Here is a 13,513-nt window from a genome sequence, read left to right on the forward strand (position 1 = left end):
CTTCTATATCGATTATAGATTACGAACGCAATCGAAAAGGAGACCGATGATGCGCGTGAGCCGAATTCAAGCCGCGGAAAACCGCGAGACCGTCATCAATGTGGCAAGCCGCCTTTTTCGCGAGCGCGGCTTTGACGGCATTGGCCTCAAGGATCTGATGAAGGGTGCAGGACTGACGCAGGGCGCCTTTTACAAGCAATTCGAGTCAAAGGAGGACTTGGCAGCGCAGGCGTCCAAGCGGGCGATGGAGAGCGCCACCCACCGTTGGTCGGACGCAACTGCAGCAAACCCTGAGAATCCGCTCGAAGCAGTGATCTCCTTCTATCTCAGCATGGGCCATCGCGGAGAAAGGATGGACGGATGCCCGATCGTGGCACTCGGTTCGGATGCCGCCAGACAGGGCCAGGACGTGAAAGCGTCGTTCGAAGCAGGCATCAACGAGCATCTGGAGATCCTCGGCCGTTTCATTGCCGAAGCCAATGGCGAGCAGTCCAATAGCAAGGCCATGGCCATTCTCTCGACGATGGTCGGCGCGGTGCTCCTCTCGCGGGTCGTCAATGACCACGACCTTGCGCAGGCTTTTCTGGATGCAGCGACCGATCAGGTGCGCGAAGCAGTCGCCGCTTGAACGGGGTGGGCAGCGCTGTCGGCGCACCCAAGTGATAGGAGAGTAGATGCGACGGATTGTTGTTACAGGCATGGGAGCGGTCACGCCCCTAGCTGCCAATGTCGAAGCGTCATGGTCGCGTCTGCTGGCCGGTCGTTCGGGCATCCGTAGGCTTCCGGACGATGTGGTGGGAGACCTGCCGGCGAAGATTGGCGGCGTGGTGCCCTCCTTGGATGAAGATCCGGACGCTGGTTTCGATCCTGATGGCATCCTGGCTGCGAAGGATCAGCGCAGGGTAGATCGGTTTATTCTCTTTGCGCTGGCGGCGGCGGAAGAGGCGCTTGCACAGGCGAAATGGAAGCCTGCCTTGGAGACAGATCGCCTGCGCACAGCAACGATTATCGCTTCAGGGGTCGGCGGATTCCCCGCCATCACCGAGGCGGTGCGCACGGTCGATCTGCGTGGCGCCCGCCGCCTGTCGCCCTTCACGGTGCCGTCCTTCCTGGTGAACCTCGCAGCGGGCCACATCTCGATCCGTCATGGCTTCAAAGGCCCATTGGGCGCACCAGTGACAGCGTGCGCGGCCGGCATCCAGGCGATCGGCGACGCCGCCCGTCTCATCCGCGCGAACGAGGCTGATATTGCCGTGTGCGGGGGCACGGAAGCATGCATGAACACCGTCAGTCTCGGTGGGTTTGCTGCCGCACGCTCCCTTTCAACCGGCTTCAATTGGGCGCCGGCTCAAGCCTCGCGTCCCTTCGACATTTCGCGGGACGGCTTCGTCATGGGCGAAGGCGCCGGCGTGCTGGTCATCGAGGCGTTGAGCCACGCGCTGGCGCGCGGCGCAAAACCGCTCGCCGAGCTCGTCGGCTACGGAACGACGGCCGATGCTTATCACGTCACTTCTGGTCCCGAGGACGGCGGCGGTGCGCGCCGGGCCATGGAGATCGCGATTGCGCAAGCAGGGATTTCACCGAGCGAGGTTCGTCATCTCAATGCACATGCGACCTCCACGCCAGTCGGCGACCTGGGTGAGATCGAAGCGATCAAGAGTGTATTCGGGCGCGATTTCGCGATAGCTGTCAGCGCAACGAAATCCGCGACCGGGCACCTGCTGGGCGCGGCCGGCGGGCTTGGTGCCATCTTCTCGATCCTGGCGATCAGGGACCAGGTGGCACCGCCGACACTCAATTTGAGCGCACCCGATCCGGCCGCCGACGGCATCGACTTCGTCGCAAACGAGCCCCGGCCAATGGAGATGGAATACGCAATCTCCAATGGCTTCGGTTTTGGCGGCGTGAATGCCAGCGCCTTGTTCAGGCGCTGGATCGCCCCGGCGGCCCGACGCGAGCGCCAGGGGCACTCATGATTGGCACCCTTCACGACGACCTCTCGTGCTTATGCCATCCCGATCCAACACAAAGAAAGAAATGATTTCCATGAACAAGATCAATCCTGGCGTCGCCCTGGTGACAGGGGCATCTTCCGGCATCGGGCGGGCTACCGCCGACGCCTTGCTCAGCGCGGGCTATCGTGTATTCGGAACCAGTCGTCGCACGGCCTCCAAACAATCCGACGGCGTTACCATGCTGACTTGCGACGTGACCGACGACGCGTCCGTTGCGAAAATGGTCGATGACGTTTTGGCCAAGGCCGGGCGCATCGACCTGCTCGTCAACAATGCCGGCATGGGTCTGTTTGGAGGTGCGGAGGAGTCCTCGACCGCCCAGGCCCAGGCGCTGTTCGACGTCAACGTCTTCGGCGCTTTCCGCGTGACCAACGCGGTGTTGCCGGCAATGCGGCGTCAAGGAACGGGCAGGATTGTCAATTTGAGCTCCGTGCAGGGGTTAATCCCAGCTCCCTATTTCACGCTTTACGCGTCGACCAAACATGCCATTGAGGGTTATTCCGAATCGCTCGATCACGAATTGCGCCCGTTCGGCATTCGCGTGTCGTTGGTGGAGCCCGCCTATACCCGTACGTCATTCGAGGACAATCTCGCCGCCCCCGATCAGTTGCTTGATATTTATGATTCCGCGCGCGCTGGCATGACTGTAGCCTTGCGGAAAGCGATGGAAAAAGGCGATGCGCCCGAAGTGGTAGCCAAGACCGTTTTGGCGGCTGCGACCGATCCCGCTCCCAAGAAGCGCTATGCGGCGGGCAAAATGGCGCGCCAGGTCAGCCTCCTGCGCCGCTTCGTCCCCGCGTCCGCATTCGACAAAAGCCTTCGAAAGCAGCTCGGGCTGCCGGTCTGACGATTTCGGCTGCGGACAAAACGAGGTCTTCGAATCCAGATGCTGGCACTAGATAGCCAACGTGTACAACGTGTACATTGAGTAGAGGGAGCTATTCAAAATGGATCCTCATCGAAGACAGCGGAGCAGGAACCGCCGATCTGATGAGTTGGGGGGGAAAGGCGGTAACGGTCTCCCGCTACCAAAATTGGATAGGTTATTGAAATAGCTAGTCAATCGCGCCTCCGTGGCAGCGCATCGGACAACAATCCTCAACAATTTCAACACTGCACGGCTGATGCTCATATCTGCCACGAGTCATTCGGGCTGAAGCCGAACGCGGTCGACGGCAAAACGGCGACGAGGATGTTGCTGAGTATGCGATTGCTCCATGCATCATTGGCCCGCAGAGGAGCGTCGCCGCTCCTGATGAGCCGCGCCAACGACACCCGCGCGGTCGTAAAAATCGCTGCTTCTGACGGCGCACCCGGGCCAATGGTGATGCGAACATTTCCTGATTGAATTCGTCCGCCGACGGCGCATTGGACAGGCTCGATAAATTCATGGCTTCGGAGCAGGTTTGGCTGGCGCATGAATGCCGAACACCTATACTGGAAAGATCAAGCGAGTGGGTTCGCCATGAGCAAAGAGTTCAGTGTCGCCGACGCCTATGGCACGGGCCGTGCCGCCTTCATGGGACTTGAGCTGCTCGTCGCGCCCGGTGCACTCGTCCCCCGGCCGGAGACGGAGTTGCTGGGCACGACGGCCCTTGGTGTCTTGCATCAAATGAACCTGCCGGCGCCGCGCGTCGTCGACATGTGCTGCGGCACTGGCAATCTGGCATGCGCCATCGCCCATCATGTCCCCACCGCGCGCGTCTGGGCGAGCGACCTCACCGATGGATGCGTTGACGTGGCACGCCGTAACGCTGCTCATCACGGCATGGCTGACCGCGTTTCGGTGCATCAGGGCGACTTGTTCGGCGCTCTCGCCGATCTGGGGCTTGACGGGACGATCGACGTGATCGTCTGCAATCCGCCTTACATTTCGGAAAAGCGGCTCGAGGGCGACCGCGCGCATCTGGTCGAGCTCGAGCCGCGGGAAGCGTTCGCGGCCGGCCCTTACGGCCTCAGCATCCATATGCGGGTGGTCAAAGACGCGCCGCGATATTTGCGGCCTGGCGGCATCCTGCTCTTCGAGGTCGGCCTTGGCCAGGACCGGCAGGTGATGAGCTTGATGGAGCGCAGCAAGGCATATGAGAACATCCGCGCCGTCTCGAACGAAGCGGGCGAAGGCCGGGTGGTTCTGGGACAAGCCAAGGCGCAGGCATGAGTGCGGAAAACCGGCGCAATTCCAGGAACCGATCTGGGCTTTGCACCGGCAATCAATTCATCTTGCGGATGATGTATTGCTCGATCCCCTGAATGGAATCGAGGTTCTCAGGCAAGAGCTCACTATCTTCGACGATGATGCCGAAGGTCTCCTCGATAAAGCCGATAATCTCGAGCACTCCCGTCGAGTCGACGATGCCTTGATCGAGCAAGGACGTGTCGTTCACCAATGCCTTCACGTCGCTCACGTAGAAATTCGAAACCAGGAAGTTGCGGATCTGCTCGCTGTAGGTTCGGTCCTTAGTCGTCAACATGAATTCGTCCTCCGTAGCGACACCACAGATTTAGCGACCCGCCTCATGACAGGGCCGTTTTCTTGAGTTTGCCCGTGTCTGTCATCGGCAGGCTGGCCACGACGACGATGGACTTCGGAACCATGAAATTTTCCAACCGCTTCTGGCACTCCATCTGCAGCTGTTTTTCGCCGATCGTTCTACCATTCTCCATCACGACAAACGCTTTCACCGCCTGCCCAAGAAGTTCGTCGGGAACACCGATGACCGCCGCTTCCCGGACGCCGGGAATATCCATAAGGACGTTCTCCACTTCCTTCGGCGCCACCTTCTCGCCTCGCGATTTTATGATCTCGTCACCACGGCCAACGAAGTAGAGGTAGCCCTCCGCGTCCATCCGGCAGTAGTCGCCGGTGTATAGAACCTGCTCGCCGGGCAGCGGGCCTGGTTTGAGTTTCCTGGCTGTCGCCTCGGGCTTGCCCCAATAGCCCTTCATCACCGTTGCGCCGCGAATGACGAGCTGGCCGACGACGCCGGGGCCGACCCGCCTGTCATGTTCGTCGACGATCCACATTTCCGTATTCGGGATCGCGATCCCGACGCTCAGCGGCTTTCGCTTGAGATCCTCCGGCGGCAAATAGGTGCAACGCTTGCATTCGGTGAGGCCGTACATCGAATAGATGCGTGCACTCGAAAACAGCTCCCGAAGCATGAGAATATGCTTGAGCGGCAGGGCCGCCGCGGTGTTGGTGACGTAGCGAATGCTCGAGAAATCCTGATCCCTGAGGGACTTGAGTTCGGAAAGTGCCGCAAAGATGGTGGGCACGCCCGGAAAACCCGTAACCCGCTCTTGCCTGATCAGCCCGAGGACCTGCGCTGGGAAGGCGAACGAGCGTTCAAGCACCAGCCGCGCGCCGGTGCGAAACGCCATGATCATCTGGTACAGGCCGTAGTCGAAGGCGAGGGGAAGGACATTGAGGATCACCTCGTCCTCGGCAAGCTCAAGGTAGGAAGCGATCGAGGCACAAGCGGTCATCATGTTCCTGTGCGTCAGCATCACGCCCTTGGGTTCGCCTGTCGAACCGGACGTGTAGATGATGGCGGCAAGATCGACATCGATGCAGCGCCGCGCCGGCGGTGCATCGCCGCCGTCGGCGACTGCTGCGTCCCAGCGCACGGCATGCGGCAATTGGGAGAGCTCGTTGTCGTCAATCGATCCGGAAACGATCGTCCGCAGAAGTGACGGGCAGTTGCGCGCCGGCTCGCGGAAGATCGAGTGCAGGTGCGCGTCCGTGATCAGCGCCGCAGGTCGGCAGTCGTTGAGCAGGTAATTGAGCTTGTCGCTTTTGGTCAGCGGGTTGACGATGCACACCACCGCATTCGCCTTGAGCACCGCCCAGAAGCTCACCACCGTCTCGACGGTGTTGTCGGCGAAGATCATCACGCGATCGCCGCGCACGACCCCTGATGCGGTCAAATCCCGGGCGATCGCATTGGCGCGCGCCTCCAGCTCACCATAGGTGACACGCTGCTTGCCGCACACAAGCGCCACCTTGTCGCCGAACCGGCCGGCCGAGTGGGCGAGATAGTCGTGCAGCAGGGGTACGGCATCATGCAACATGCAAGCACTCTTCCCGATGTTCGCGGTCGACGTCGACGCTGAGCCCATGCACACGGGTCGCACTGGGACAGCTCGCGACAAATTGCTGGTGAAGGAGTTGGGTCGACAGCACACCGACGAGCGCCATGTTGTCGGCATTGGAAAGATCACCGTCGCCGGTCCTGGCCTGGCACTTGCCGAGCAGGCGTGTGACCGAAGCCGGATCAAAAACATTCGCCTTGCGTATCGCCGTCTCCGAAAGCGCTTCGCGAATGTATTCCGGCGCGGCGTCGGCGGTGAAGCAAAGCGCGTTGGGCGCCCGGAATGGCTGCTTCTTGCGTGTCACGACCTCGGCGGGCACGATCGGCTCCGCCACCCGTTTCAGCACGTGCTTCTCATCGAGGACACGCAGCTTGTAGGAAGGCGGAAGGGAATTGGCGAGCCTCACAAGTTCATCGTCGAGGAACGGGAAGCGCCCCTCGACGGAGTGAGCCATGAGCATCCTGTCGCCTTGCGAGGACAGCAGATAGCCCGACATCAACGTCTGGACCTCGAGATACTGGTCCTGCGCAAGCGGACTCCAACGCGAAAACGCCGCGGGCAAGCGGGCGAGCAACTCCGACACGGCGTCGTGGCGTTGGGTCTCGGCGCGCAGGTCCGCGGAGAAAAGCCGCTTGATGGCGCTGGTGCTGCGCCAGCGCGTGTCATGAGCGAAGCCGGGCGCGTCATAGGCCTCGATACCGCGCCCGAAGAACTGGCGCGCCATCGCTTGCTGTTGCACCGGCGAGCGGGTGAGATAGGGGTAAAGCCGCTCCAGCAGGCGCGAGCGTCGTGTCGATGCCGGCTGGTGCCCCCAGAACCGGCGGACCTTGCCTTCGCGGAACAGGTCGTAGCCGGCGAACATTTCGTCGGCGCCCTCGCCGGTCAGCACGACCTTGATGCCGCGCTCGCGCACCAGCCTGGAGAGCAGGAACAGCGGCGCCGGGGCGGTCCTCAGTATCGGGCGCTCGGTGTGGTAGATCACCTCCGGAAAGATGGCGGCGATATCGCTGCGCGAAACCACCACTTCATGGTGCTCACTGCCGGTTGCTTCGGCAACCAGGCGCTGGAAGCGGGTCTCGTCATATTCGGCGTCGGCAAAACGCAAGGAGAAGGTCTGGAAGCGCCGTCCGGCGAAGCGCCTTCCGAGCGTCGCCACAAGCGAACTGTCCAGCCCGCCGGAGAGGTAGCAGCCGACAGGCACGTCGGCGCGCACCATTCGCAGCGCCGTCGCGGCCTCGAGGGCGCCACGCACGCGTTCCACCGCGTCATCGCTCGACCCGGTGAACTCGCCCTGCGATGATCCGAAATTTTCGGGGTAGGACGGCTGCCAGAAGACCTGCTCGCGAACGGTGCCGTCCTGGTAAGTGCGGACATGCCCTGGCACGACCTCATGGATTCCCTGAAATACCCCTTGCGGCGGAACGACTGTCCAGAGCGTGAAAGTCTGATCGAGGCCGGCGGGATCGAAGGCGCGCGGTATGGTCGGATCGGCCGCGAAAATGGCCTTCACTTCACTGGCGAAATAAAGGCGGCCCGCATGTTCACAGAAATGCAGAGGGCAAATGCCGAACCGGTCGCGCGACAAGACGAGACGACCCGCTATCGAGTCCCAGATTGCGATTGCCCACTGACCGTTCATCCGCTCGAAGGCCGCTTCGCCCCACGCACGATAGGCATGGAGCGCAACCTCCGTGTCGCTGCGGGTTCGGAAGCGGTGGCCGAGCGCAATCAGCTTTTCGCGCAGCTCGACATAGTTGAATATCTCGCCATTGAACACGATCCAACTCGTATCGCCTGTGTCGGCAAGCGGCTGCTGACCGCTGGAAAGATCGATGACGGACAAGCGGGCATGGGCCAGCCCCGCGCGTTTGTCGCGGTAAAGGCCTCGCTCGTCCGGGCCGCGATGCGAGAGCACCCCCACCATCCGCATCAGCGCCTCACGCGAAGGAGAAGCCGCCGCGGCGTTCAGCGCCACTATTCCAGCGATGCCGCACATCCCGGGTCAATCCTCGCCAATTTCCACGGACAGCAAAGGCCGCGCGTGAAGATAGCGGGCGGCCCGCCGTTTCGCGTCGATGTCCTTGAAGACTTTCTGAAGCTGGGGCTCGGTGAGGCCGGCGACCGCGGCGACCTCATCGCTGGCGATCTCGTGGTTCAGGCCGTAAAGGCATAGATCCATCAGGTGATAAGGCAGCGCGAAGTAGAATTCCTCCTGGCTTTGCGCCATGGAGAATGTGTCGGTGGTCGGTGGCCGCTGGCGGATTTCCTCGTCCACGCCGAGATATTCCGCGAGCTGATAAACCTGGGTTTTGTAGAGGTGGACGATCGGCATCACGTCGGCGGTTCCGTCACCTTGCTTGACGAAAAACCCCTGGTCGTACTCAAGAAGGTTTGGTGTCCCCGCAACCGCGTATTTGAGGCGGTCGGCGTGGTAGTATTCCGTCATCTTGCGCAGGCGCTGCTTGTAGTTGGTCGCAGCGACGATCTGCAGATAGGCGGCTGGCGGCAAACGCACCGTGTCGACCTTGCCCTCCGGATCCTGGACGGTGAGCCGGGTGATGTTGAGGCCGTTGCTCTCGAGAACCGGCTCGATCACCAGCTTGCATTTCCAGCCTTCCCCATAGTCGGGAACGACGGTCTGGATCGCTTCGAGCTGCCTTCCATAGGCGCCAATGGCCTCCAGTGCCGGGCCGATGTCTTCCAGGACGCTCTCAATGCCAAGCTGCGCCGCGACGCGGCGGCCAAGTCTGAGCGAGTCGCCGGAGGAATCCCGCTCCGGCATGAACAGTCCCAAGACCTTGTCCTTGCCGAACGCGCGCGTGCACAAGGTCGCGACGACGGAGCTGTCGATACCGCCGGAAAGGCCGACGACCACGCCGCGACGATGGAGCGTGCCAAGAACCTGCTTGCGCAAGGTGTCAACGATACGATCGACCTCAGCACGAGCATCGAGCGCCAGCACATCCTTGCTGAAATGTGAGATCACGTCGATGACAGATCCTCCCTTTTGCGAGACTCAGCCGGGGAGTAGGTCTGTACGACGGCCGTCTCGATGAGCGGACGGTTGGTGGCAAGATTGGGCTCTATGACAAGGTCGATGTGGTTGCCCATGATCGGAACCACGTCCAGATGTGCCAAAACGCTATCCCAACCCAAGGTTCGAGGCATTCCCTCACGACGACACCGAAACAAGGTGCCGGCGATCGGCAGAGCCGGTTTCGGTGCATCCAGCCACCGGAAAAAAGACTGCGCCCGCAAGACCTCCTGCAGTTCCAGTTTGGTTCTGAAGCTTGTCGGGTTGAACTCTCCCTTGGCAAAGCGGTCGAGAAGCTTGGTGAGATACGCCTCGCGGCCGATTGCAACGGTGATTTTCGCAATGGCTCGGCAGGCCATCCGGCGGGCGGATATGCGATTCGTGCGAATACGATGGAACGTGCGGGTCAGTGTCTCCCAATGATTGCTCGGCTCGTCCAGAAGGCTGGTATCGAGGATACCCAAAAACCTTACCGGTCGCCCGGCGGCCAGAAGCCGTGCCGCAACCTCGAACGCTACCGCGCCGCCGAGCGAATGGCCAAGAAGCCGCACGGGGCCGGCAGGTTGGGCTCGGCTGATCTGCTCGAGTGCGGCATCAGCCATGGCCGCGAGACTGTTATGTCCGTCCAATATCGCGGCGAGGCCTGGATACCTTATGGGGTTCACCCGGGCGACCTTGCCCATGGCGGCTGCGAACGCGGCCAGGCTCGGGCCATAGCCGACGGACCCTGGAAACAGGAAAAGAACCGGGGGGTGATGCTTCTTCGCGCGCCGTTCGCCCGCCTGTGCGGACGCGACCGCCTCAACCATCTCGTCGAAGCTCATACCGACGGTGAAGGCCTCGAGGCCCAGCTCTTGCCCGATGGCGCTCTCGATCGCCATGACGCAATGCAGCAGCTGCAGCGAATCTCCTCCCGCCTCATCCCAGTTTCCCGCGGCAACGCCCGTGTTGAGAACCTGCATCCATGCGTGCTGCACGATTTGCCTTGTATTCCGTTCGCCTCCTGCGGATCGGGAAGTGGGCGGCTGGGCGGCCCGCGCCATCTTTCTCTCCGAACGATCCATCTGGGTGAGCGTTGCCAGGTCGACCTTCCCTCCCAACAGGCGCGGGATTGCGGCGATGGTGTGCAACCGCAAGGGACGCAGCGGCGCCGGCAACGTCGTTCTGATGAGCTGGCGAAGCTCCTCCGCGAAAGCAGCCCCTGCGAAGCGCTGGGGAACCGCGAAGGCGATGAGTTCCTCGGCCGGCGTCACGATTGCCACGGCATCCGCCACCGAAGGCGCGCAACGCAGGACCCGTTCGAGCTCGGCGGGCTCGACGCGTCGACCATTGATCTTGATCTGGCGGCCTTTGCGGCCGACGATGCGCAACAGGCCATCATCGTCCAGCCGAACGAGGTCGCCCGTTGCAAAAAGCCGAACACCGGGATCGTCCGGGTCCGGCCGCGCGGGAACGACGACACCGTTCTCCCAATGACCAAGCAGAACATAGGGGCTTCGGATCAGAAGCTCTCCGCTCTCGCCTGTCCCAACGTTGTGCCCCGCTTCGTCGACAATGGCGAATGCCATCCCGGGAAGCAGCCGGCCAACGGGGACCGTGGCGTCTTGCTCAGGCCAGTCCGGCGGCAAGAACCATTGCGAACCGGTGGTCTCGGTTGACGAGTAGCCGATCTGGATCAGGCACTGGTCGCAAACGGCTTTGCGCAGCAACGCGATGTCCGTCCACGACACCTTCTCGCCACCGAGCCGGGCCACTCTGAGTGACTGGAAGGCGTCAGCGGGGGCCTCGGCCAACAGCGCCCGAAGCAGCGCCGGCACCAGATAGGCGATCGTCACACCTTCGGCTTGAACCCGAGCGCGGACTGCGCGCAGGCCGACTGCCTCCACCTCGAGAAGATGCAACGTGGCGCCCGTCAGCAGTGCCGTAAAAATCTCCCGGCAACCGGCAATCGTGGCGGGTCCGGTCAGCGGCAGGAAGACGTCATCCGCGTTGATATGGCACGCATCGACATATTGCCGGACCCGCCACAGCAGGCTGCGTTGGCTGTTGACGATTCCCTTGGGACGTCCGGTGCTGCCTGAGGTGTAAAGCACCATTGCAGGTGCATCGACGGAAACGGACGTGGGTGGTGGCGACGCGGGTCGACTGTTCGGCGCGACGCTGGCGGCTATATCGATCCATACGATATCCTGTGCCAAATCGACGGAGCGAACCTCGCCAGCGCCTATGACAGCGCCGAGCCGCGCGGCAGTCACGATCTCAATGATCCGGGAGCCCGGATCTCTCATGTTGAGAGGAACGGAAGGCCGCCCGGCCATCATGCTCCCCAGCATCGCCACAGGATACCAGGCCGAGTTGGCCTGAAGGATTCCGACCGCCTGTCCTTCGGGAACGACAGCAGCGATCCGGTGAGACAATGTCTCGACAGCCCGGAAAAGCTCAGAATAAGTCAGGCGATTGGCGCCATCGCTGACCGCTAGCTTGTCAGGATATTGCCTTGCGACGTTTCCAAGGTGATCGATGAGGGGAATGTCCGCAAAGCCGGCGCCCATCTGTTGATAATGGCGCAAGACAGGCCCGCCCTCGTCGAGAGCATATTCGGGAATATCTGACCATTTGCGGGTCGTCGCCGGTCGACGATCCATCTTTAGATCTTCGTTCACCGCTTCAGAGTGCAAATACGCTGAAGACATTCAGGGCCCCACCGAACTGAATGTGGTACATTGCTCGCCACTGAAATCTTTTCATCAATCATTCGGATGATGCGTCGATCTTGATCAGACGATGCTTCCCGCCCCGGCCTCCCGGAAAGTTCTCCAGTTTCTCTCCAGCAACGGCTGGTTCGCCCAGAGGTCCCCGACCCTGAGACGTTAGCCCAAGGCCGAACCCGCGTGCCTCCGGCAGCCGGTATGAAAAGTCATTCAAATGAATGTTGGTGTGGTTTGTAGTCTGGCTAAGCTTTGACCCGCAGGTGAATGAATGCTTGCTCGGAGACGCTTGGGCATACCGCCATGATCATCGAGTTGTTTGGGCCGCCTGGCGCAGGCAAGACCACCCTTCTTCGCGGCCTTTGCCGGGAGATGGCGAAACACGGCATCAACGTGAAGACAGTGAACGGCTATCGCCTGATCGAATATGGGGCGGTCCAGGATGACAGCCCGGAGGTGCGCCATGCCATTGGGCGTATCGGCAGGAAGATTGCCACCTCCGGTCCCGTCTTGTTGTCGACCTTGCCGAAGGACAGTGTCGCTGCGCGGCTTCTGGCTTCAATTCCCTTGAGAAGCCTCACATGGTCATGGCGCATGAAGGTCGACATCGCCCTGTTGTGCGAGTCCTGGCGTCAAGCGCAGGAATCGGAAGGTTACTTCATTTTCGAAGAAGGCCTGATCCAGGCTTTGTGCGCGCTGGTTTTGCTGGCACGAACTCCAAGCATCGACGTGGTTCGTGACTGCCTGACGTTCCTGCCGCGACCGGACCTCCTTATCCAGCTCGATGCGCCGCAGGAAACGTTGCGCCGCCGTCTTATGGATCGGCATGCGCAGCAGCCGCTCCTCGAGGTCCTGCTGTTCGAACTCGGCGTGGACAGGGGCTTGAGACAGGCCGATATATCGAGGGAGATCGGCGAGTGCTTGCGCCAAGATGGATGGCCCCTGATACAAATCAACGGTGCTGAACCTCACGATTTTGGCAAGGTCATCACGCGAGTCTTGGAAGAGCGTGAGACCGCCCCGAGTCTAGCGATGTAGTGGTCTCACGCCACCAAAATCCAAATAACAGAAGCCAGCGCGAAAGGCATCGTCGCAGTCCATCTCGCCCCCTACTCCACCGTCACCGACTTCGCCAGATTGCGCGGCTGATCGACGTCGGTGCCCATGAACACGGCGGCGAAATAGGCCAGCATCTGGATCGGCAGCGCGTAGATGATCGGCGAGATGATTTCCGGCACGTCCGGCAGGATGATCGTCTCCATCGTCTTGACGCTTGAGTGTGCCGCGCCCTTGGCGTCGGTGATCAGGATGATCTTGCCGCCGCGTGCCGCCACCTCCTGCATGTTCGACACGGTCTTCTCGAAAATGCGGTCATGCGGCGCAATCACGATCACCGGCATGTTCTCGTCGATCAGCGCGATCGGCCCGTGCTTCAATTCGCCGGCGGCATAGCCCTCGGCGTGGATATAGGAGATTTCCTTGAGTTTCAGCGCGCCTTCCATGGCCAGCGGGAAATTGGTGTCGCGGCCGAGATAGAGCACGTCCTTGTAGCGCGACAGTTCGCGCGCGATGCGCTCGATCTGCTCTTCGAGCTTGAGCACCTGGTTGGCATAGCGCGGCGCTTCCGAAAGCGCACGCACCAGGGTCTTTTCCTGCTCCTTCGA

General features: G+C 61.5%; 12 protein-coding genes. 5 read left to right on the top strand and 7 right to left on the bottom strand.

The window, feature by feature from the left end:
- The first annotated feature begins 49 nt into the window (after positions 1-49).
- The 3 genes from AC04SF_RS29345 (at position 50) to AC04SF_RS29355 (ending at position 2,862) form a co-directional block, all read left to right on the top strand.
- Complete coding sequence (locus AC04SF_RS29345) at positions 50-628, top strand: TetR/AcrR family transcriptional regulator (protein ID WP_202353704.1); 579 nt, start codon at positions 50-52, stop codon at positions 626-628.
- A 46-nt stretch (positions 629-674) separates the two neighbouring features.
- Complete coding sequence (fabF, locus tag AC04SF_RS29350; protein WP_488480606.1) at positions 675-1,976, top strand: beta-ketoacyl-ACP synthase II; 1,302 nt, start codon at positions 675-677, stop codon at positions 1,974-1,976.
- A 70-nt stretch (positions 1,977-2,046) separates the two neighbouring features.
- Positions 2,047-2,862, top strand: coding sequence for an oxidoreductase (locus AC04SF_RS29355; protein ID WP_488480607.1), 816 nt, complete (start codon positions 2,047-2,049; stop codon positions 2,860-2,862).
- Positions 2,863-3,143: 281 nt separating this feature from the next.
- Here the strand turns inward: AC04SF_RS29355 and AC04SF_RS29360 are convergent, their stop codons facing one another.
- Entirely contained in the window at positions 3,144-3,434 is a 291-nt protein-coding gene (locus tag AC04SF_RS29360; RefSeq protein ID WP_488480608.1) for a hypothetical protein, read from the bottom strand.
- Between the two features lie 46 nt (positions 3,435-3,480).
- Between AC04SF_RS29360 and AC04SF_RS29365 the strand changes: the two genes are divergently transcribed.
- Positions 3,481-4,173, top strand: a complete 693-nt coding sequence (locus AC04SF_RS29365) for a N5-glutamine methyltransferase family protein (RefSeq protein WP_488480609.1) — start codon at positions 3,481-3,483, stop codon at positions 4,171-4,173.
- Between the two features lie 52 nt (positions 4,174-4,225).
- On the opposite strand, the gene AC04SF_RS29370 is transcribed toward AC04SF_RS29365, so the two are convergent.
- From AC04SF_RS29370 to AC04SF_RS29390, 5 genes are read right to left on the bottom strand one after another with little or no spacing between them, the layout of a single operon-like run.
- Positions 4,226-4,486, bottom strand: coding sequence for an acyl carrier protein (locus tag AC04SF_RS29370; RefSeq protein WP_096449651.1), 261 nt, complete (start codon positions 4,484-4,486; stop codon positions 4,226-4,228).
- Between the two features lie 43 nt (positions 4,487-4,529).
- Positions 4,530-6,086, bottom strand: coding sequence for a class I adenylate-forming enzyme family protein (locus AC04SF_RS29375; RefSeq protein ID WP_488480610.1), 1,557 nt, complete (start codon positions 6,084-6,086; stop codon positions 4,530-4,532).
- The gene (gene asnB / locus AC04SF_RS29380) at positions 6,076-8,103 is read right to left on the bottom strand and encodes an asparagine synthase (glutamine-hydrolyzing) (protein ID WP_488480611.1); all 2,028 of its coding nucleotides are present in this window, start codon (positions 8,101-8,103) and stop codon (positions 6,076-6,078) included. Before asnB ends, AC04SF_RS29375 begins: the two co-directional genes overlap by 11 nt.
- Before the next feature lie 6 nt (positions 8,104-8,109).
- Complete coding sequence (gene nadE / locus AC04SF_RS29385; RefSeq protein WP_488480612.1) at positions 8,110-9,093, bottom strand: NAD(+) synthase; 984 nt, start codon at positions 9,091-9,093, stop codon at positions 8,110-8,112.
- Complete coding sequence (locus AC04SF_RS29390; protein WP_488480613.1) at positions 9,090-11,834, bottom strand: AMP-binding protein; 2,745 nt, start codon at positions 11,832-11,834, stop codon at positions 9,090-9,092. Before AC04SF_RS29390 ends, nadE begins: the two co-directional genes overlap by 4 nt.
- 318 nt (positions 11,835-12,152) lie before the next feature.
- Between AC04SF_RS29390 and AC04SF_RS29395 the strand changes: the two genes are divergently transcribed.
- Complete coding sequence (locus tag AC04SF_RS29395; RefSeq protein WP_488480614.1) at positions 12,153-12,887, top strand: AAA family ATPase; 735 nt, start codon at positions 12,153-12,155, stop codon at positions 12,885-12,887.
- A 71-nt stretch (positions 12,888-12,958) separates the two neighbouring features.
- On the opposite strand, the gene AC04SF_RS29400 is transcribed toward AC04SF_RS29395, so the two are convergent.
- On the bottom strand, positions 12,959-13,513 hold a 555-nt coding region (locus AC04SF_RS29400; protein ID WP_488480615.1), incomplete at its 5' end, for an SIS domain-containing protein.

Source organism: Mesorhizobium sp. CNPSo 4671, from assembly GCF_057784245.1.

Bases quoted from the DNA above. Each gene is read 5' to 3' on its own strand.
- AC04SF_RS29390 (WP_488480613.1), bottom strand. From the start codon at position 11,834: ATGTCTTCAGCGTATTTGCACTCTGAAGCGGTGAACGAAGATCTAAAG.
- AC04SF_RS29345 (WP_202353704.1), top strand. From the start codon at position 50: ATGCGCGTGAGCCGAATTCAAGCCGCGGAAAACCGCGAGACCGTCATC.
- asnB (WP_488480611.1), bottom strand. From the start codon at position 8,103: ATGTGCGGCATCGCTGGAATAGTGGCGCTGAACGCCGCGGCGGCTTCT.
- AC04SF_RS29375 (WP_488480610.1), bottom strand. From the start codon at position 6,086: ATGTTGCATGATGCCGTACCCCTGCTGCACGACTATCTCGCCCACTCG.
- fabF (WP_488480606.1), top strand. From the start codon at position 675: ATGCGACGGATTGTTGTTACAGGCATGGGAGCGGTCACGCCCCTAGCT.
- AC04SF_RS29395 (WP_488480614.1), top strand. From the start codon at position 12,153: ATGATCATCGAGTTGTTTGGGCCGCCTGGCGCAGGCAAGACCACCCTT.
- AC04SF_RS29355 (WP_488480607.1), top strand. From the start codon at position 2,047: ATGAACAAGATCAATCCTGGCGTCGCCCTGGTGACAGGGGCATCTTCC.
- AC04SF_RS29365 (WP_488480609.1), top strand. From the start codon at position 3,481: ATGAGCAAAGAGTTCAGTGTCGCCGACGCCTATGGCACGGGCCGTGCC.
- AC04SF_RS29360 (WP_488480608.1), bottom strand. From the start codon at position 3,434: ATGCGCCAGCCAAACCTGCTCCGAAGCCATGAATTTATCGAGCCTGTC.
- AC04SF_RS29370 (WP_096449651.1), bottom strand. From the start codon at position 4,486: ATGTTGACGACTAAGGACCGAACCTACAGCGAGCAGATCCGCAACTTC.